The 20,061-nt window shown below is 43.1% G+C and carries 15 protein-coding genes; 6 read left to right on the top strand and 9 right to left on the bottom strand.

Going from position 1 to position 20,061, the window contains the following annotated elements; all coding sequences use genetic code 11:
- Window positions 1–19: 19 nt before the first annotated feature.
- Both P1X15_RS10495 and P1X15_RS10490 read left to right on the top strand, forming a co-directional pair.
- Window positions 20–1,453 (top strand): SusD/RagB family nutrient-binding outer membrane lipoprotein, encoded by a 1,434-nt coding sequence (locus P1X15_RS10495; RefSeq protein WP_277338087.1) that lies wholly within the window; start codon window positions 20–22, stop codon window positions 1,451–1,453.
- Window positions 1,454–1,502: 49 nt separating this feature from the next.
- Window positions 1,503–1,976 (top strand): hypothetical protein, encoded by a 474-nt coding sequence (locus P1X15_RS10490; protein WP_277338086.1) that lies wholly within the window; start codon window positions 1,503–1,505, stop codon window positions 1,974–1,976.
- Between the two features lie 248 nt (window positions 1,977–2,224).
- Here P1X15_RS10490 and P1X15_RS10485 read toward each other — a convergent pair whose 3' ends face one another.
- The 8 genes from P1X15_RS10485 to P1X15_RS10450 form a co-directional block, all read right to left on the bottom strand.
- Entirely contained in the window at window positions 2,225–3,463 is a 1,239-nt protein-coding gene (locus tag P1X15_RS10485; protein ID WP_277338085.1) for an MFS transporter, read from the bottom strand.
- A gap of 221 nt (window positions 3,464–3,684) precedes the next feature.
- Window positions 3,685–4,371, bottom strand: coding sequence for a DUF1080 domain-containing protein (locus tag P1X15_RS10480; RefSeq protein ID WP_277338084.1), 687 nt, complete (start codon window positions 4,369–4,371; stop codon window positions 3,685–3,687).
- A gap of 24 nt (window positions 4,372–4,395) precedes the next feature.
- Complete coding sequence (locus P1X15_RS10475; protein WP_277338083.1) at window positions 4,396–5,319, bottom strand: glycosylase; 924 nt, start codon at window positions 5,317–5,319, stop codon at window positions 4,396–4,398.
- Complete coding sequence (locus tag P1X15_RS10470; RefSeq protein ID WP_277338082.1) at window positions 5,319–6,944, bottom strand: M28 family metallopeptidase; 1,626 nt, start codon at window positions 6,942–6,944, stop codon at window positions 5,319–5,321. Before P1X15_RS10470 ends, P1X15_RS10475 begins: the two co-directional genes overlap by 1 nt.
- 60 nt (window positions 6,945–7,004) lie before the next feature.
- On the bottom strand, window positions 7,005–8,168 hold the full coding sequence (locus P1X15_RS10465) for a DNA-binding transcriptional regulator (RefSeq protein ID WP_277338081.1): 1,164 nt from the start codon (window positions 8,166–8,168) through the stop codon (window positions 7,005–7,007).
- A gap of 39 nt (window positions 8,169–8,207) precedes the next feature.
- A complete protein-coding gene (locus tag P1X15_RS10460) occupies window positions 8,208–9,461 on the bottom strand; it encodes a sugar MFS transporter (RefSeq protein WP_277338080.1) in 1,254 nt (417 codons plus the stop codon).
- Between the two features lie 160 nt (window positions 9,462–9,621).
- Window positions 9,622–10,482 carry an ROK family protein gene (locus P1X15_RS10455; protein WP_277338079.1) on the bottom strand — a complete coding sequence of 287 codons (861 nt, stop codon included), beginning with the start codon at window positions 10,480–10,482 and terminating at the stop codon, window positions 9,622–9,624.
- Between the two features lie 14 nt (window positions 10,483–10,496).
- Entirely contained in the window at window positions 10,497–13,079 is a 2,583-nt protein-coding gene (locus tag P1X15_RS10450; protein WP_277338078.1) for a family 20 glycosylhydrolase, read from the bottom strand.
- A gap of 101 nt (window positions 13,080–13,180) precedes the next feature.
- Between P1X15_RS10450 and P1X15_RS10445 the strand changes: the two genes are divergently transcribed.
- From P1X15_RS10445 to P1X15_RS10430, 4 genes are all read left to right on the top strand, one after another.
- The gene (locus tag P1X15_RS10445) at window positions 13,181–14,278 is read left to right on the top strand and encodes an acyltransferase family protein (RefSeq protein ID WP_277338077.1); all 1,098 of its coding nucleotides are present in this window, start codon (window positions 13,181–13,183) and stop codon (window positions 14,276–14,278) included.
- 131 nt (window positions 14,279–14,409) lie between these two features.
- On the top strand, window positions 14,410–15,375 hold the full coding sequence (locus P1X15_RS10440; RefSeq protein WP_277338076.1) for a metallophosphoesterase: 966 nt from the start codon (window positions 14,410–14,412) through the stop codon (window positions 15,373–15,375).
- Between the two features lie 47 nt (window positions 15,376–15,422).
- Window positions 15,423–17,840, top strand: a complete 2,418-nt coding sequence (locus P1X15_RS10435; protein WP_277338075.1) for an alpha-glucuronidase family glycosyl hydrolase — start codon at window positions 15,423–15,425, stop codon at window positions 17,838–17,840.
- Window positions 17,841–17,875: 35 nt separating this feature from the next.
- Window positions 17,876–19,432: a calcineurin-like phosphoesterase family protein gene (locus P1X15_RS10430; protein WP_277338074.1), complete on the top strand. Its 1,557-nt coding sequence runs from the start codon at window positions 17,876–17,878 to the stop codon at window positions 19,430–19,432.
- Between the two features lie 73 nt (window positions 19,433–19,505).
- Here the strand turns inward: P1X15_RS10430 and P1X15_RS10425 are convergent, their stop codons facing one another.
- Complete coding sequence (locus P1X15_RS10425; RefSeq protein WP_277338073.1) at window positions 19,506–19,778, bottom strand: hypothetical protein; 273 nt, start codon at window positions 19,776–19,778, stop codon at window positions 19,506–19,508.
- Between the last annotated feature and the right edge of the window lie 283 nt (window positions 19,779–20,061).

The following is a 20,061-nucleotide window of genomic DNA, read 5'->3' as shown; positions in this document are numbered from 1 at the left end:
TCATTAATTTTTATTTAGGATGAAAAAGATACACTATTTATATACACTTCTAGTGGCATTAGGAATGACGTTGCTGTCGGGCTGCCAGAGTTTCTTAGATGTCAACGTAGACCCTACCCTCAAAGCTGATGCTACTGTGCAGGAGTTATTGCCAACGGCTCAGTTTTATACAAGCGAAGCTAGCTACCAACAAGCCTATGTGGCCTGCCAATATGCCCAACAACTCGGTAGCAACCTTGGCACCAACGGAACCGATGCTTATTATGAAGCCGAAAACGCCTCGGGCTGGTCTAACTTATATTTGTACGTGATTCCGCAGTTGAATACCATTATTCAGAAAGGACAATCAAGCGACATCCCTGTCTATGTTGGTATCGCAAAGGTACTGTTGGCTTATAATTTGGGAATTGCGACCACCAACTGGGAAAACATTCCTTATACCCAAGCTGACCAACGCAACTTTTCGCCTAGTTACGATAATCAACAGGCAATCTATACGACCATTCAAAAGCTATTGGATGAAAGTATCGTAGAATTGGCTAAAAATTCGGGTACAAAACCTACTACCGATGACATGATTTATGGCGGTGATGCTTCTAAATGGACACGTTTGGCCTATTCGTTGAAGGCGCGTTATGCCATGCACTTATCGGGACAAAACGCCCAAACCGCCGCACAAACCGCTTTGACCGCCCTCCAAAATGCGATGAAAAGCAACGCCGACGATTTTCAGTTTGCCTATAATTCCAAAAACCTCAGCCCTTGGTATAGTCGTGTAGCCTTGGCCAATAGCACTTCTAACCTCTCGGTAACGTACGGTAGCACTTTTGTAGATTTGATGAATGGTAAAGTTCAAAACGTGGTTGATCCTCGTCTTCCTATCGTTGTTACTCTCAAAACAGGACAAACCGCTTATTCGGGCGTAGTACCGGGGTCAGGGGCAGGCTCTACCGTAGATTTCACTACCAGAGCTTGGCATTCAAACATCAACTCTCCTATCGTAATGATGACCTATGCCGAAGTAAAAGCCATCGAAGCAGAAGCTCGTTTTCTGGCTGCCAACGGCACTATTTCTTCGACAGGTAGCACCGCAGATGCTTACAATGCTTACTTAGAAATAGCGCGTGCCAATATGCAAAAACTAGGCGTAAGTGCCGCCAACATCGCCACTTATCTGGCCGCTGAAAGCGTTAATGTGGGAGCTTCTAAGCTTACGCTTTTGCATATCATGCGCGAAAAATACAAAGCGATGTTTTTGATAGGTGATATCTGGACTGATGTAAGAAAGTACAACTATCTCGATTTTCCGATGCCACTCAATATCAACCCCGATTTGGCAGGTCGCCGTATCCAACGCATGAAATATCCTTCGTCGGAACTTACTCGTAATGCTAAAAACGCCGAAGCCAATCTCAAGCAGCCAAGCGTTGGGATGTGGATATACACTAAGTAAAAATAAACGAATACCCTTTTTTGTTTGACTTTCTAAACTGTAAATAGAGATGAAAAAAAATATTTTGTTTGTCATGTTAGCACTCTCAGGCTTTTTGCTGGCAGGATGCTACAAAGAACCCGACCTGATTAGTGAACTCACCACGAGTAAAGGAAAAGTACCCCAGATTTCGGTGGTATGGATTGGTACTACCCGTACTATTACGTCCAATACTTCAGTAGTGACGGGTCTTACCACCAATGCTGGCAGTACGACCAATTTCAACATTGAATATACTTCAGAAGTCCCCGTAAAAGAATTTAAAGTGTATTGGGCTGCCACCGCAACAGGTGCACAAACCCTGATAGCCACCGTTCCAGCAGGCACCCAAAAATATGACCCTGTCTTACGCAATTATGTACTTGCCGTGCCTATCACGGCCCAAGAAACCAAGAAAAGTACGCGCGTATTTTTTGCAGAAATTGTAGGAGCTGATGGCCTTTTATCTGCCCAAAAATCGGCGATATTGACCACCAATCCCTAGCATTTGACCGACTCTTCCCTTCCTTAACCCAAAGAGGCTACCGATTGGTAGCCTCTTTTTATGTTTAACAACGGGTGAAAATTAACGTTGGCAGCGTTCAAAACGCTGCCAACGTTAATTTTCAAACACAAAAAAAAGGGGCAGACGCGAGGCCTGCCCCTACTATTACCGCTCCAAACTATAATTTGGGGATAGAGATAGATAGAAAAGGGATCTCTAAACACAAAAATCTTCGCATGAATAAATCATCACACATCCGAATAATTTTTAACCTTAGGTCGTAAAAACAAAAGCTGAATTATCAATGCTCCTAATACTACCAGTGCCATAATGGCAAAATCTTGTTTGAGATTGCCGTCATCCACAGATTTACCCAAAAAAGTAGTGACTATTGCCCCCGCCGAAATCCCCATGAGGTTCATGGTTCCGTAGGCAGTAGAACGGTATTTTGAATCTACAAATTGGCAAAGAATAGGCATGTTGTTGGTATCAAACATTCCGAACCCAAAACCAAAACAAAATGTAGCCAATACAATATGGAACAATGAGCTACCATAAGCAATCAAGAATAGAGCAGGAATGGTAAGACCTAGCCCCAAAGCACTCACAAACACCCGCCCGCGCATGTTTTTTTCGAGCCATTTATCTGAAATAATCCCCCCGATAATCACCCCTACCAACGACGACATGGCATTGGTAATGGTCGCAATCGGCCCCGCTTTAGCCATTTCGATGCCAAGACTTTCGGAATAAAGCGTAGGCAACCAGTTTTTCACACCCCATCCTGGAAGGCTCGGAACAGTGAAAATCAACAAGATAATCCAAAACGAAACATTGGATAATAAAATACTGAACACCTGAAAAATCGGCACACTAGAACCTACTGACTGGGAAGAAGTAGTATTGACAACTTCTTTTTTTGGGACATCCAAAAAGAAAACCAACACAAAAGAATAAATCATCCCTACCAATCCAAAAAATAAAAAGGTACCATTCCACGAGAATTGTTGAGCAATGGTAGCGCCAAAACCACCTAATGCTTGGCCCACATACAAGCCCGAGAGATGAACTCCCACGGCAAGAGAGCGAGTTTTGGAGGTGTGAAAATCAGCAATAAGAGATAGTCCGGCTGGAATATAAAAGGCTTCACTCACTCCCATGATGGCTCGCAGCCAGTATAATTGGTCAAAAGTTTGGGCATAGCCCATGATGAGCGTCACACCCGACCATATAAATAAGCTTATGACAATCAACCATTTTTTGTTGGTTTTATCCGCAATCAAACCCGCAATAGGACTCATAAATCCATAAATCCATAAGAAAATAGCCATCAAACGGCCAAAATTTTCTGCCGTTTGTAACTCAGCAATATCAATTTGCATCACAGGCTTAAGGGTAGACAACATCTGCCTATCCAAATAATTTAGCAAGGCCACTACCCACAGCAAGCCTACCACAATCCACTTGTAATTTTTCGATTGAGTCATAAGTACTTTGTTTTCTGATAAGGTTTGATTGTACTGATTTCTGGTTTAGTTTATTTCTTAAAAATGCTCATGGTTTAAGGAAAAACACAGGTTTTACTTCAGGCTAGTGAAATAACTCGTGGAAAGATTACATTAAAAATCTCCTCCACAAGAGGCAAGAACCCTTGTTATCAAGAAGGTAGAACCGTTCTTTTTCTCCTCTTTTTAAATAAAGATACCCCTTAAAACTCTCTAATTCGGATGCTACGGAAAGCCGCTTCATCTCCGTGGTCTTGCAGTAAAATATACCCAGGAGCAGTTCCAAAATCTTCTACGTCTTTAAATTTGCTCGCTGCTTTGGCTTGTTTAAAAGCTGAGCTACCGATGGTATATTCTACGACTTTCACCCCGTTGAGCCAATGTGTCACTTTATTGTCTTTGGCCAAAATCCGACCTTTGTTCCATTGGCCTATCGGCTTGAGTTGCCTCGAACTAGGCTCAAAAAGTTCATATAGCCCCGCCGTGCGGCGTTTGTCGTTGGCGTCATTTGCGATGTCTTTGTTGCCCGTATCGTCAATCAATTGATATTCACAACCCAAAATCGAACCATTAGGGTATTTTTTCACAAAATACTTCAGACCAGTATTTGCCCCAGGCGTCAATTGAAATTCAAATTCTAAGTCAAATTGCGAATATGTTTTTTTGGTGATGATATCACCACCGCGCACTACTTTTGGGTCGTTTGGGTTCTTTTTCTGATTGACTACCAGCTCTTTATTTTTTACCGCCCAGCCTTCCTTCGGAAATTGGTCGGCTTTAGCCGAAATCCATTGGTCGGTAGAAGTACCGTCAAAAAGCCATACCCAATCGGATTTGGAAAAGAACGAAAAGAAAATGAACGCAATTAAGAAGAAAGAAAAGGGTTTCATAATTAAAGGAAGGAAAGATCTGTGTTATTTGGGATTAGGAAAATAAAGGTTCATTTCGGGGTGGAGGGTATAAAGACGGTATTGTTTGCCATCATGTACCAAAATTCCGCTTGATTTATCGTTGCCGATGATGGGGTTTTTCTCGTATTTTTTCCAATGAATCAAGTCTTTAGACACCGCCACATTGGTCGACCATTCACGCCAATCTTTATACGCCGATGCGTGATAGTATCCATAATACAAACCTTTGTATTTGATAATCTGATTCATGGCTACGGCATATTGGTCATAGGTTTCAGGTCCCATTTTTATGACAGGCTCGTCTTGTACGTTTGTCCAAGTTTTGAGGTCTTTGGAGGTCGCCAACCATATTCCCAAATCTCCCCGTTCATAATACAAATACCATGTACCGTTTTCTACCCATATCGCTGGCGTTCCATAAGCTCCTTTCGAAATGGGGCTACCGTTGGTCTGACGCACATCAAGAGGACCTTTTTCTTGCCAATGAATACGGTCGGTAGAAGTAAGCAAATGCGCCACATCGTTTTTGCCTTCAGCAAACATATAGTAAGTTCCTTTTACCTTCACGACCGACATATCTTCCACCCAATCCAAATCATGGATAGGATTAGCAGCATAGCGTGTCCATGTGATACCATCTGTGGAAGTCGCGTATCCCAACTTCATCACGGCGTTTTTTTCTTTTTTATAACCAGTGTACCAAAGATGGTAGGTATTGCCCTCGCGCAAGATATAGCCCCGTTCTCTGATTTTTTCGTCCCAAGTATCGGCCTTACCCGTTCCTCCAAATAGAGGATTGTTGTCATAAGGTTTAAAATCTACTATTTCGGCAGGAAATTCTTTCGACGTGGTTGACTGTGCCATTCCAACTTGCGTTAGAGCAATACATACAATACTCAATAGCGAAGGCAATAGGTTTTTTATCATTATTTTTTCAACATTTTGTCACGAGCAGCTTTAAATTCGGAGCCACTTTTCCACCCTGGATAAGTACTCTCATTACCCACACGATACCCAACTTCGTAGAGGAGTTTCATGTCTTCTACAATCCCCGACAAATCCCACTTATCATTGTATTCGTCGGTTGGCATATGATAGCGATAAAGATTAAATTCTTCCTTTTGTTGTTTTCCCCAGTCTTCTCCATGTTGACGAGAAATGACTCCGTTTTCGATGTACAAAGAGGGCACACCTACTTTGGCAAAATTGAAGTGGTCGGAGCGAAAATACCACCCACCTGAGGGATTAGGCTCACCACGGGTAAAACGGTCTTGTTTTTTGGCAGCAGCTTCTATATAATCATCCAAATCTGATTGGCCCTTGCCCACCACAATCACGTCTTTGGTACGGCCAAAAGGCTGTAAAACATCCATATTGATGTCGGCAATGGTTTTGTCTAGTGGAAATACCGGATGCGTACAATAATACTCCGAACCAAGGAGTCCCTGCTCTTCGGCGGTTACTACCAAAAACACAATTGAGCGTGCGGGTTTCTTTTTGAGTTTGGTAAAAGCCGTAGCGATTTCCATCAAAGCAGCCGTGCCCGAAGCATCGTCGGCAGCGCCATTATAAATAGAATCACCATTGATAGGCTCTCCTTTGCCAAGATGATCCCAATGAGCAGTATAAAACACGTATTCGTTGGCGCGGCTTGTACCCGGAAGAAGCGCAATCACATTGTGTGAGATAGATTTTTTGAAAGTATTGTTAATTACCAATGAAGTTTTTACATTCAACGGTACAGGTTTAAAGCCTTCTTGACTGGCTTTGTGCATAATATCGGGCGACACCCCCGCCAACTTAAATAGTTTTTTGGCCGACTCAAGCGTCATCCAGCCTTCCATAGCAGCCCGTGAGCGATTGTCGTCTTCGGCTTGCAAATACAGCTTTGATTTTGACCAACCGCTACGCACTACCGACCAGCCATAACTTGCTGGCCCTGTGTCATGTACAATCAACACTCCCGTGGCTCCTTGGCGGGCCGCTTCCTCAAATTTGTAAGTCCAACGCCCGTAGTAGGTCATGGTATTGCCTTTGAAAAGCTTATCATCTACGATTCCGGGGTCGTTGACCAAGACAACTACGGTTTTACCTTTCACATCCAAACCCGCATAGTCGTTCCAACCATATTCGGGAGCTACGATGCCATAACCCGCAAATACCATTTCAGAATTTTCTATTTTTACTTGGTCTTGCACACGACGTGTAGCAGCCACATAATCAGTAAGGTAATTGAGCGATATTTCGCCGTCTTTTCCTTTCATAATGAGTGGCCCAGCAGGAGTAGAAGCAATATCAACCATAGGCACATCCTGAAAATAACTCTTGCCATTACCAGGTTTTAACCCTAGTTTTTCAAACTCTGTTTTGAGATATTCGATGGTCTTGGCTTCTCCGGGACTAAAAGGCTTACGTCCTTCAAAAGCATCGGAGGCGAGCACTTTGATATGTTTGGCAAAAGCTTTGCCATCAATAGCCGAGTCGTCAGCTTTGTAGCTTACCAACACAGACGCAATAAGTACGAATACAAAAGGTAAGATTAACTTGTTCATAAATTGGTTTTTGAGTCAGTGAATCTTCAAAGATAGCCATAGAATCCTACAATCTTGCCCTCACTTCCCTGCCAAATACTGGTTTCGATATTCGATAGGTGTACAACCTTTGATTTGCCGAAACTGCCGTGCGATATTTTTACTATCAGTAAGACCCATGTCAAGTGCAATCTCAAAAACAGTCATGTCGGTTTCGAGGAGTTTTTGGGTAAATTTTTCGATACGTAGGTTAAAGATGTATTTATAAATAGGATAGCCCGTAATCAGCTGAAAGCGCTGCTCCAAAGCTCGTCGCGACAAAGGCACTTGTTTTACGACATCTTCAACTTGAAGATTTTTGTCAATGTTTTGATGAATAAACTTCAAAGAAGACGCGATGTAATGGTCGTTGGTAGCATAGATATCGGTCGATTGGCGCGTAATTACTTGCGTAGGTTTTACATAAATATCATAAAACTCTGACGTCCCATGCTCAATCATGTGGTGCAAAAGCTTGGCAGCATCATAGCCCCCTTTTTCGGTATCTTGCCCAATACTTGACAGCGGCGGGTCCGAAAACTCGCAAATCATTTCGTCGTTGTCCACCCCCAATACCGCCACTTGCTCTGGAATACGAATGTTGGATTGGCGACAAGCCTCGGTGATATGTTGTCCTTGGTTGTCGTCGCAGGTCATGAGTGCAATCGGCTTCGGCAATGATTTAAGCCATTGACTCAATGGGCTCGGTTTGTAATACCATAGTTCACTCGACCGTGCCATGATATGCTCAAAATAATGCACCTGATAACCCGCTTTTTTGACCCGTTCTTCAAAACCTTCGGCGCGCTCACGTGACCAAACAATGTCGCGAAAGCCGTAAAAAGCAAAGTTTTTGAATCCTTTTCGCAAAAAATATTCTGCTCCCATTCGCCCTGCTTCCACGTGGTCGCCGGTGATGTTAGGAATTTCTTTGAAACGCTCCTTAAAATCTTGGGCAATTACGGGAATTCCCGCTTCCACGATTTTAGAGATTTTGGGATCATTATAAAGCTGTCCAATAATACCATCGGCCTCCCATTCCAACGCCCATTCAAGTATGCCATCTATCCCGATAGTTTCGCGTTGAAAAAGTGGCATTCGACAAAAAATCCACGGACCATGCTCTTTGGAATACTTCGAAATCCCCTTCAGCAAGCCCTTGCTGTATTCTTCGGCAAAGTCGATGAGAAGTATAATCTTGTACATACAGCGGGATGTATTTTTAAAGAAAGAAAATATTGTTTGCTACGCAAACAACTCTTTCCAATTTTTGATAGTGGCATTGGTAACGAGTGGTTTGGCCCATAGCCCAATACTTAAAATATATCCTAAAGTAACCATCAAAAAAAGCATTGCCAAACGCAATCCTACTAACTCCGCCAAACCGCCAATAATCAAAGGTACAATAGCTCCGCCCGCAATCCCACTGCAAAGAATACCAGAGAAAGTTCCGTGATGATATGGTACAGAATTGAGCGCCAATGAAACAATAATCGACCACATCACTGAAGCACAAAAACCACTCAACGGGAAGGCATACAAAGCCACTTCCACGGAACCAAACAACCCTGCCAAAACCGACACAATCGCCCCTACAGTAAATAGTATCAATACGCGACGGCTATCAAAGATTTTGAGCAAAATCAACCCCAAAATGCAGCCGATTGTGAGCAAACCCCAAAAATAAGAAATTACCGAAGCGCCTTCCGTAGCGGGGTCGATGTTGTGATAGGTCTGTAAAAACTTAGAAGTCCAATTAGCAATACCTTGCTCCGTACCTACGTAGCAAAAAATACCAATGAAAAACAGGAATACATAGCGGTTTTTGAGCAAGTCTTTGAAGGCATTGTCGGTATCGATTTTCTCATCTTCTTTTAGCTCCACTTCTGGAAACTTCACCAACCACACAATCAACACCATCAATAATGCTACTACCGCAAATACCCAATAAAGCGAAACCCACTTCAATTCAGCAGGTACAATGCCATTGAGGGTCGAAATCAGAGCATTGGGCACCGCAGAAGAGTGTACATTGAGCACCAAATAGCTATATAACATGGGGCTCAAAAAAGAAGCACCTCCAAAAAACAACTGCGCCATGACCGAATTAAAAGCAAAATTGGCTTCTCCTCCCGCCACTCTCAAGAGTGGATTGATGACCACTTGTAGCATGGCCATCCCAATCCCAATAATAAACAATGACACCAACGCTACCGTAAAAGTAGGAATCAAAGCAAAAAGTAAAGCTCCTCCAAAAGCCAATAAAAATGCCCAAAACAACACTTTCTTCTCACGGTATTTTTCAACCAAAATCCCTGAAGGAATAGAAGCTACGCCATACGCCACAAAAAAAGCAAAAGGCAAAAAACCGGCCAATCCAATACTTAAATCAAAACTATCGACAATATCGGGGATGATAGGCCCGAGAATATTGCTAAGAAATGAAATAACGAAGAATATGATAAAAATAAGAATGACGATGAAAGTGTTGCTTTTCATGAAGAAGAAGGTTGAAAATACAGGTGTCTAGGGTGGATATAACTTATGGCTTTTTCTAATTAAAAGTCTATACGTTATATCATTTACTTTTGGGGTAAGCAAACAGAACACTTTCCAAGATTGTGACTATTTGCTTAGTTTAATCTTGGAAAGTCTGTTTTTAGTGTTTCAAAGATACGCTTACTGTCTGAAACTCTTGTGGTACCAATGCCGCCGCTCCTAGCAAAGCGATGTTATCATCCTGCGACTGAAAGATTTTGAGGCGTTTGATAGACTCTGGAAATGCAAAATCATTTAATGCTTCATACATTCCCGCTTCAAAAAAAGGAAAAGCTTTGGCGATAGACCCCCCTAACACAATCGCCTCAGGGTCATATACATACATCACAGCTTTGATAGCAAATCCTAGATGAACTCCAAACTCAGCCCATAAACTAAGGGCTTTTTTATCTCCCTGAAGCGCTGCTTGATTGGCGTCTAAAGCACTCAGTCCATGAACTGCATCAAAGAAATTGCTACAAGCATAGTATTCAAAATTGTGGTCACGATAAGGAAGCATTCCTATCTCCCCTGCTCCACAATTGTTGCCAGCATAAAGCTGATTGTCAATGATAATCCCCGAACCTAGCCCGGTTCCGATAGTCATACCTACTACCGAGTTGAAGTTTTGGGCCACACCATAGCGGTGCTCTCCTAAAATGAAGCAATTGACGTCGTTGTTAACAAAAACGGGTATATTAAATTCTTCTTCCAGAATTTCCCTCAATTCGACCTTTTCCCACGACGGAATATTAGCTACGTTATAGACAATTCCCCGTTCGATATCAACTACCGATGGTACTCCAATCCCAATACTCGTGGCCGAACTTGCAAATGGCTTAATGAGTTCAATCAACTGATTCAATGTAGCTGATAGGGAGTGCTTCTCCCGCAACAACGTAGAATGTTGCTGAATGATAGAACCGTTGTACTCGATTCCGGCTTTCATTTTGGTGCCCCCTAAATCTACCCCAATTTTCATTCTAATGTATGTGTTTATAAATTAATCATCACCGTACGGCTTCCTTTACCAGCAGCATCAAAACACCGCAGTTTTACGGCCCCTCTTACTTTAATAGGGCTTTGATAAACAGGCGATTGAGCTGACGGTTCTGAGCCGTCGGTTGTATATCTAATAATAAGACCTGGATAAGCTACATTGGCTATCACCGCGCCATTGTCGATGACTGCCCCCGGTAGCGGAATGCGGTAATTATAACCGCCATTGAGATAACTCAATCGGGGTAATTCTTTCTGAGCAAGTGTATTAGCAAATAGGTTCCAACTTGTTTGGATGACTTTTTCGCGGGCGTTACGTTCGCCTATATTTTCCCAAGCCCTCTCGGCCGCCCAAGCACTTTCGGCAAAACCCATCAGCTTAGGCAAGGTGTAATACTCCATCATATCGCGCCCTTTAACCGTTTCGCTCCATAGCTGCGCCTCAATACCAATGATATTTTTACGTGCTTCTGGTTTGAGCCTTTCCACATTCGTAAAGACCATAGGCTTACCCATGGAATTGGTATAGGTGGTCTTAAACATATCATAAGGAGCAAAGGTGTAATTGTCGCGAGCATCCACAAAACCCGCCCAATAAAGCCCCGGCTCTTTGGGGTCGTTGTTGTAAGCCAAGTCAAAGTAAAAATTGGTAACATTACACAATACCACCGGATAGCCCGCATTGGCCAATCGATAGCCTAAATCGGGGTCAAAGACGTTGTTCCAGATATAAGGAATTACGTTTTGCCCTACAAACTCTGGATTGGCTTTGTATTTACCATCGGGGGTTTTGGTAAGTGCGACTTCTTCCCAGCCGTGTACAGTGAGGTTACGTTTTTGTAACCTTGGCAATAGTTTTCTGAAAAAATAAGCCTGAAAATGACTCGTATTTTTGAGTGAGGGGTCTTTTTTCATCATTTCAATGGCACGAGGCGATTTCATCCAAGCGCCCTCGGCTACTTCATCTCCTCCGGCATGAATTACGTCCATTGTCAAGCCTGCCTCTTTGTACATCTTGGCCATATCGTCCATTACTTTTTCGTAAAAGCGATATACCGATTCTTGCGTCACATCTACCACATTGTCTTTATAAGCTTGTGCCGATAGATACACCGATTTATCGTCGGGGTCGGCTAAGCGATATTCATTGGCTTCTTTTTCTTTGCCTTCTTTCATCAAGCGCTCATAACGCGCCTCCATAGCTTTGATAGCGGCCCGTGCATGTCCCGGAAAGTTTACTTCTGGAATCACTTTGATATGACGCGCATGGGCATATTTCAAAATTTCGATAAAATCCGCTTTGGTATAATATCCACTTCCATGCTTTCCTTTGTCATAAGCGATTGGCCCAGAGCCATAAGCAGGATGCAACACCGACGTTTTATAACTCGACGTATGCTCACGCTGCGCTCCTACTTTGGTAAGCTCAGGCAATGACTCTATCTCCAAACGCCAGCCTTCATCTTCGGTAGTATAAAACAAAAAGTGATTAATCTTATAAAAAGAAAGGATGTCAAGGGTACGGAGAATCGTCTCTTTGGTTTGGAAATTACGGCTAACGTCTAGGTGCATACTCCGAAACTGAAAGCGTGGCGCATCCTCAATTTTGAGAGCAGGTAAAGAAATTGGGGCATTTTTTTGTTGTAAAACACTGATAGGAATCATCGAAATCAGGCTCTGTGTGGCATAAAAAACGCCTGCCGCATCACTGCCCGTAATAGAAACACCTTTGTCGTCAATGCTGAGATGATAAGCTTCTTTCTCTTTGCCATTGACGGCGATTTTTCCAGTTTGCAATGAGATAGTGTTAGCAGCGGGAGCAGCATTGTTGGTAGTTAAGGCTTGCCCCGTCAATTCTTTTAGGCGTTGTGCTAACAAATTAGCTTCATTTTCTAGCCCTTTTTCATAATGAATCGCCGTAGTACTGGTAAGACTGAATGCGCCCGTTGTTTTGGTGGTTTTGACAGGAGTAGGAACCACCGGCAAAAGCTGCTCTGTTGGTAGAAGACTGACCTTCAAATTTTCGGCGTAGCGAAACGAATTTGTCTGAATCGAATCTTGGTCTTTTGGCCCGCGTAGTAGTTGGTCGCGGCGCGCAAAAGGCACTACAGTACACTGGTCTAGTTGTACAATTTGGCTTTCTTTTCCTTCTTTATCATAAAACACAAAATACAATCCCAAAGGTGCGTCAGTTTCTTTGATAATCCCTTCTGTACCCTGATATGCCACCGCAATCGAATCTCCTGGTGCCAAACGAAAGCCTTTGTTGGGCGTCATTTTGTACCAATCGCCGTTGATGTGCTCCAAATTTGCAGGCTGCGCCGTAGGATATGCCACCAAAGGCCGAGGAGACATATTAAAAAACAATGCCCACCCCGTTTCTTCCAATGTTAGGTTACTATTGTTTTTTAAATAAAATTTTGCTTCAAATCCATCCGTCGGCCCCGAAAAATTGCTGACTAGCTCCCAAGAAACCGCAATTTTAGAGGCTTGGTCATAAGCACCACTTTCGGTAGTCTTGCAAGCATGCAACATCCACAAAGTCACAGAGATACAGACGACGAACAAAATATTGCGCATAATTTGAAGTGTTAGATAGCCTTTATAATACTTGGCACCGTATTAAAAATACCACTGCTTTTGAGGTTATTTTTAACATTTACCTAATCTTTTCTTTCAGAATGATTCCCCAACCCAATCGACTCATCTCGCTAGATGCACTGCGTGGATTTACCATTGCGGCGATGCTCATGGTCAATTTTCCGGGTAGTGAAGAGCACGTTTTTTTTACACTACGCCATACGAAGTGGAATGGACTCTCTTTTACTGATTTGGTAGCGCCTATTTTTTTATTTGTGGTAGGGGCTTCTATTTCATTTGCCTACCAAAAACGAAAAGCAGACGGGAGTCCAAAAGGTGAGTTGTACAAAAAAATTGTGATTCGATCTCTCAAAATATTTGCAGTAGGAATGTTTCTAAACCTCATACCCGATTTTAATTTCGACGAAATTCGCTGGACAGGTACCCTACATCGCATCGCTTTTGTGTTTTTGGGCTGCGCTATTTTATTTTTGAATACCGATTGGAAACAACAAGCATGGATTTGTGCGGCTATTTTGGTCGGATATTGGCTCGCGCTCACGCTCATTCCTACACCGGGTGTGGGCAAAGTCATGCTCGAACCCGGCGTCAACATCGTAGCGTGGGTGGATAGCCAATGGCTGCCCGGTAAAATGTGGCAAGGCACCTGGGACCCTGAAAGTATTTTAAGTACTTTCCCGTCGATTGCGTCAGGGATTACGGGTATGCTCGCAGGCCGATTGTTACAGAGTCATTTTTCTCCCAACGAAAAGGTAAATTATCTTATGACGGCGGGCGTGTTCTCTGCGGCAGCGGGTTATTTCTGGGGTTTGGGATTTCCGGTAAACGAAAACCTTTGGACAAGTTCTTTTGTACTCGTTACCTCAGGTTTTGCTTCGCTATTGCTAGGTGCGCTTTATTTTTTGATTGATATTTTGGGCAAAACCCACGGCACTCATTTTGGAATCATCTTTGGAGCCAATGCCATCGCGGCTTATGTATTAGGTGATATATTGTCGTTATTGTTTTATCGGCTCAAATTTGGAACACACTCCCTCAACGAACACGCCGTCAATTCTCTGATAAACATCGGAATAGCCCCCAACTTAGCTAGTCTGATGTATGCCTTGTTTTTTGTAGGTATCAACTTCGTTCCTATTTATTTTTTATACAAAAGAAAAATTTTCATAAAACTATAATATAAACATTTGTTAAATATTAGTAAACATTTTATAAGTTGCATTCACATTTATTTCTATTTGAGTAAAAGCTCGTCGATCTCACAACTTATAAAAACTTTTTTATGAACACTCACCCAAATTTTTTCTCCATGCCCCGTAATCTGAGCCTTATCAGCAAATGTATTTTGGTTTCTTTTGGATGCTTTTTGAGTATGAGCCACAGCAGCTTAGCCCAAAAATTGAAAAAGGTAAAAATCGGTATGTTTACTGACCTTCATATCGCTACTATGCACGATGGCAAAGAGCGTATTACGGCTTTTATGGATAGTATGAAAACAGCCAAGCCAGATTTCATCATCGAACTCGGCGATTTTAATACTGTAGCTCCTAAATATACCTACGCTTTCGACATCTGGGATACTTATTCTGGCCCTAAATATCACGTTATTGGCAATCACGAAATGGACGGTGGCTACAACCTACAACAAGCCCTAGCTCGCCGCAATATGTCTTCCTCTTATTATTCGTTCGAAAAAAATGGTTTCTATTTCATTGTATTAGACGGAAATGATAAAAAATCGCCTGATGTAAAAGGCTATCAAGAACACATGAATCCGCCACAGGTAGCATGGCTCAAAGACGAACTCACCAAAGCCAAAGGGCCTATTGTGATTTTTTCGCATCAAGGTCTCGGCAAAGACGGCATCGATAATGCCGAAGAAGTAAGAGGTATTTTGGAAGCACATAATGCCCAAAACAAAAAAACGAAAGTTATCGCCAATTTTTATGGACATATCCACTATGACCGTGCTGAGGCTGTCAATGGTATCTGGTATGTGTGCATCAATTCTATGTCTTATAAATGGCTGGGTGAAGAATATGGGCATGTAAGATACAGTGATGAAGTAGATAAAAACTTCAAATGGATTAAATACACGGCTCCTTACAAAGACCCGCTTTATACAGTGGTGGAGATTTCGCCCGCAGGCACGATTACTATCTCAGGCAAAAAAACCTCTTGGGTGGGGCCTTCTCCCAAAGAAGTGGGTTATCCACAAGACAATGCCGCCTACGATATACCTGAAATCAGAGCCCGAACGCTCAAGTTTAAGTAAAATCCGACTACCTAAGTCACTATTCCGAACCCAAACCTTTAGTAATAATGACGAAACTGTATCTGGCAGTCTGTTTTCTTTTTATATGCAGCCTCAGTAGCTACGCCACTAAGCTCGATTTGTCGTCTGCTCAGATTTTTTGTCCGATTCGCGACAAAGAAATCACTAAAAGAAGCATTGAAATACTCCAGCAAGAGGTCAAAAAAAGAAGCAACCTCAACTTGTCAGTTACTTCCACACTTCCTTCTCAAGGCCAAGTCTGTATCGGTATTGCGCTCGAAAGTGATTTATCCGCATTTCCTGAAATTTACAAAGCAGCTGTTCGTCAATTACCCACTATCAGCGCAGAAGGTTTTAAGTTGGTGGTTATTAAGGATAAAAAAACGGTTTTGATTATAGGAAAAGATGCCCGAGGAATTTTGTATGGCGTAGGTCGGTTGTTACGCAAACTAGAAATGACCCCTCAACAGCTTCTGCTTCCTACGGAGGTATCGATCGCCACTAGCCCGCGCTATAGCATCAGAGGGCATCAGCTCGGCTACCGTCCCAAAACCAACGCGTATGATGCTTTTACGGTGGCTCAGTTTGACCAATATATCCGCGAATTAGCTCTTTTTGGAGCCAATAGTATTGAGATTGTACCACCCCGTTCCGACGACGACCCCACGAGCCGCCACATGGTCATGCCTTCTCTTCAGATGGTCTCCGAACAAGCACGTATTTGTAAAGAATATGGGCTTGATGTATGGATGTGGTATCCAAACATGGGACTCAACTACACTCATCCAGACTCTATCCAAAAAGAATTGCAAGAACGTCATGAGGTATTTGGTGCAGTCTCTCGCCTCGACCACGTTTTTGTACCAGGCGGAGATCCTGGTGAACTAGAACCAGATGTTTTGTTTGCGTGGTTGACAAAAGTGGCGGCTGTGTTGCATAAATATCATCCCAAAGCCAAAATTTGGGTATCGCCGCAGGTTTTTAGACCTACCCAAAAATGGTTTGATGCATTTTTTGGGCATGTCAACAAATCTTACCCCTGGTTTGGCGGCGTGGTTTTTGGCCCGTGGGTCAAAATCCCCGTACATGAGATTCGCCGTTTAGTCAAACCCTCTATTCCGATACGTCATTATCCTGATATTACCCACAATTATACCGCTCAATATCCCATTCCTCATTGGGATTTGGCGTATTCGATGACCCTAGGGCGTGAAAGCATCAATCCGCGTCCGCACGATGAAAAAATCATTCATAATGCCCTTGACCAATATGGAAACGGCAGTATCAGCTACTCCGAAGGCACCAACGACGATGTGAATAAGTTTGTATGGAGCGACCAAGATTGGAATCCCAACACACCCGTCATTGAGACTTTACGGGACTATGCTCGGCTATTTTTCGGTCCTAATTATCAAGAGTCCGTTGCGCAAGGTCTTGTTGCCCTTGAAAATAACCTCAAAGGGCCACTCGTCACCAACGATGGTATTTATCGTACTTTGACACAGTGGCAAACTATGGAAAAAAGCGCGCCCCTTTCTCTTCTTCAAAATCCACGTTTTCAGATGGGGCAAATCCGCGCTTACTACGATGCTTATACCCGCCGCCGATTGCTCTATGAAAATGAACTTGAGCAACAAGCCCGCGATGCGCTACGCAATGCATCTGCTACCAATATTTCGGCCTCTTTACAAGAAGCAAAATCAATTCTCCAAAAAGCAAGGAATAGCCCTATTTGGCCAGATTATCGCCAAAAATGTTTTGATCTTGCCGACTCTCTTTTTAAAAGTATAGGCGCACAACTTACGGTTGAAAAACACGGTGCAGTGAGTGGACGGGGCAATTTTATAGATAACATTGATATTCCACTCAATGACTCTCCCTGGCTTTTAGACCAAATTGCCCACCTCGAAAAGCTAAAATCGCCTTCAGAACAATTACAAAAAATACAAGAAATACTGCATCGTACCGACCCAGGCGTAGGCGGTTTTTACGACCATTTTGGCTCGCCTGAAAGCTGGCATCGGGTGGTATCTGATGTAAGTTGGGAAAAAGACCCCGGCAGTTTGCTTTCTCCACGCGTAAGTTTTGGAGTCGGTTTGGCAGGAGAAGAATGGGTAGACGAAATCAAAGCAACGGGCTTTAAAGGTCAAGTAACTCCGCGCGTATGGATGAAGCAAGTAAAAACACTCTACAACTTACCTCTTAAAATCGCCTATGATGAGCTTGACCCTCGTGCTTCGTACAAAATCAAAATTTCTTATACAGGTCGTTTCCAATCGCGCATGAAACTCACAACCGACGACGGTTCGGTCGTTCATGATTTCTTGCAAACGGGCGAACAACCTATTTTTGAATTTGAGGTTCCTCAAAAAGCCACCGCCGACGGGAAAGTGACTTTTGTCTGGAATTGTGGCGAAGGTGAGCGCGGCTCTCAAGTGACAGAAATTTGGTTAATGAAGAAATAAAAAACGGTATTCCACTCGTAAATTTCTCAATTATTATGAAACACATTATTTGTTCGATTTTGCTGATTATAACCACCACTGTTTTTGCTCAACAAATCGCTACGGGGGTAGTTTTTCACGACCTCAACAAAAACAAACAAAGAGATAAAGGCGAACCAGGCATTGCTAATGTGTGTGTATCCAACGGCAAAGAAGTAGCCAAAACCGATAAATCGGGAAAATGGGTGCTACCTAGTAGCAATGACGCAGGATTTTTTGTAATCAAACCAGCCGACTATAGTGTTCCGCTCAATGTCGATAATCTACCTCAACATTATTATTTACATAAGCCTGACGGCTCACCTACTACCAAAAGCATCGGAGTAGCGCCCACCGGTAGCTTACCTATGTCGATTGACTTTCCTCTCTGGGCACAAAAACCCGAGAAAAAGTTTTCGGTAATGCTATTTAGTGACACCCAAACGCGCGGCCTCACCGAAGTCAATTATGTGACGCGCGATGTAGTAGAAGAGTGTATCGGAACGAATGCACGATTTGGGATTTCTTTGGGTGATATTGTGGCCGACGACCCAAATTTGTTTGCCGAAATGAATCAAAGCATCTCACAAATCGGCATTCCGTGGTACAATATTTTCGGGAATCATGATTTCAACCGAGGTGCGACCGACAATCTATACAGCGACGAAACTTTTGAGCGTTTTTATGGCCCAAGTAGCTACGCTTTCGAAGAGGGAGAAGTGGTTTTTATTGGGTTGAAAAATGTATATTTCAGCCCCGATGGCAAATACAAAGGCCATTTTACGGAGGAGCAACTCGCGTTTGTCAAAAACTACCTTTCTCTAGTACCTCACAATAAGCTTGTGGTGTTGATGATGCATATTCCAGTGGTAATTTGTGACAATCGTACCGTCCTTTTCGACATCATCCAAAAACGTCCCTATGCTTTTTCGGTATCGGGCCATACGCATACTACGATTCAATTGTTTCTGGATGAAAAATACGGTTGGAAAGGCACCGTACCACATCATCATTTTGTCAATACTACCGTGAGTGGAAGCTGGTGGTGCGGCCTCAAAGATGAAGTAGGCATCCCGCACGCTACCATGAACGACGGCGCTCCCAACGGCTATTCTATCGTGACTTTTGATGGCAACAAATATTCTGTCCAATTCAAAGCCGCCCGTCGCCCTGCCAACTATCAAATGAACATTTACTGGCCTGATGAAGTCTCACAAGCAGCATCCGACACCTTATCGCTACTGGTCAATGTATTTGCGGGGTCAGCGCGGTCAAAAGTCGAATTTCAAATCAACCAGCAACCTACTTGGATACCGTTACAACTTACCCCCACCCGCGACCCTGCCAACCAAGCCATGCACGAACTCAGTCCTTATCTAGAGGCCGAAGTAAAGGGTACTAAACTTGACAAAGTTTTGGGTTGGACGATGGACAAACCCAGTATTTCAACCCATATTTGGGCGGGAAAGTTACCAACCAAATTATCGGTCGGGACACACCGCATTACGATAAAGACCACCGATATGTATGGGCAAACTTACGTAGCGTATCGAGTTTTTAGGGTAAACCCTTAGATTGAAGGAGCAATTAAAATAAGAATAGGGGTGACTTTACGAAGTCACCCCTATTCTATATTTCGCTAATAAATTAGCGCCCCGTATAAGATGGGGGATTTTGATTGCGTTCGTTTTCCTCACGCAGCTCGCGGTCGCCCTCGCTTTCTCTCCATTGTTCTTGGTTGGGCTGATTTTGGCCTTGGTTTCCTTGGTGGCGTTGCTCTTGCTGTCCTTGGTTACCTTGTTGCCTTTGTTCTTGCTGCTTGCTGCCACTGTCTTGGCGTTGTGGTTGGCCTTGTTGCTGAGGATTGTTGCGCTGCTCAGAACTCTGGTTCTGATTGTCGCGGTTTTGATTGTTTTCCATTTTTACTAAGAGCTTTTAATTTAAAAAAAATGGTTGTGATAATTGAGATTTTGTATCTCGTGCTCTTAAAAGTAAAACATCTATGCCACCGCTTTTAGAAGGTTTTCTTCATGCATGTCGAGGTAAAACTTTCACAGAATGTGTTATTTTTTGCCATTTATGTGGATATTATTGTGTTTACCAGAGACTATATTATACTTTTTTAATAATTTTTAAAAATACAACAAACACAACTTCAGTAGGGGCAGGCCTTGCGTCTGCCCCTTTGGGGGCAGACGCAAGG

This window comes from Runella sp. MFBS21 (assembly GCF_029433105.1).
Taxonomy (GTDB): domain Bacteria; phylum Bacteroidota; class Bacteroidia; order Cytophagales; family Spirosomataceae; genus Runella.
This window is presented reverse-complemented; position numbering and strand designations above follow the sequence as displayed.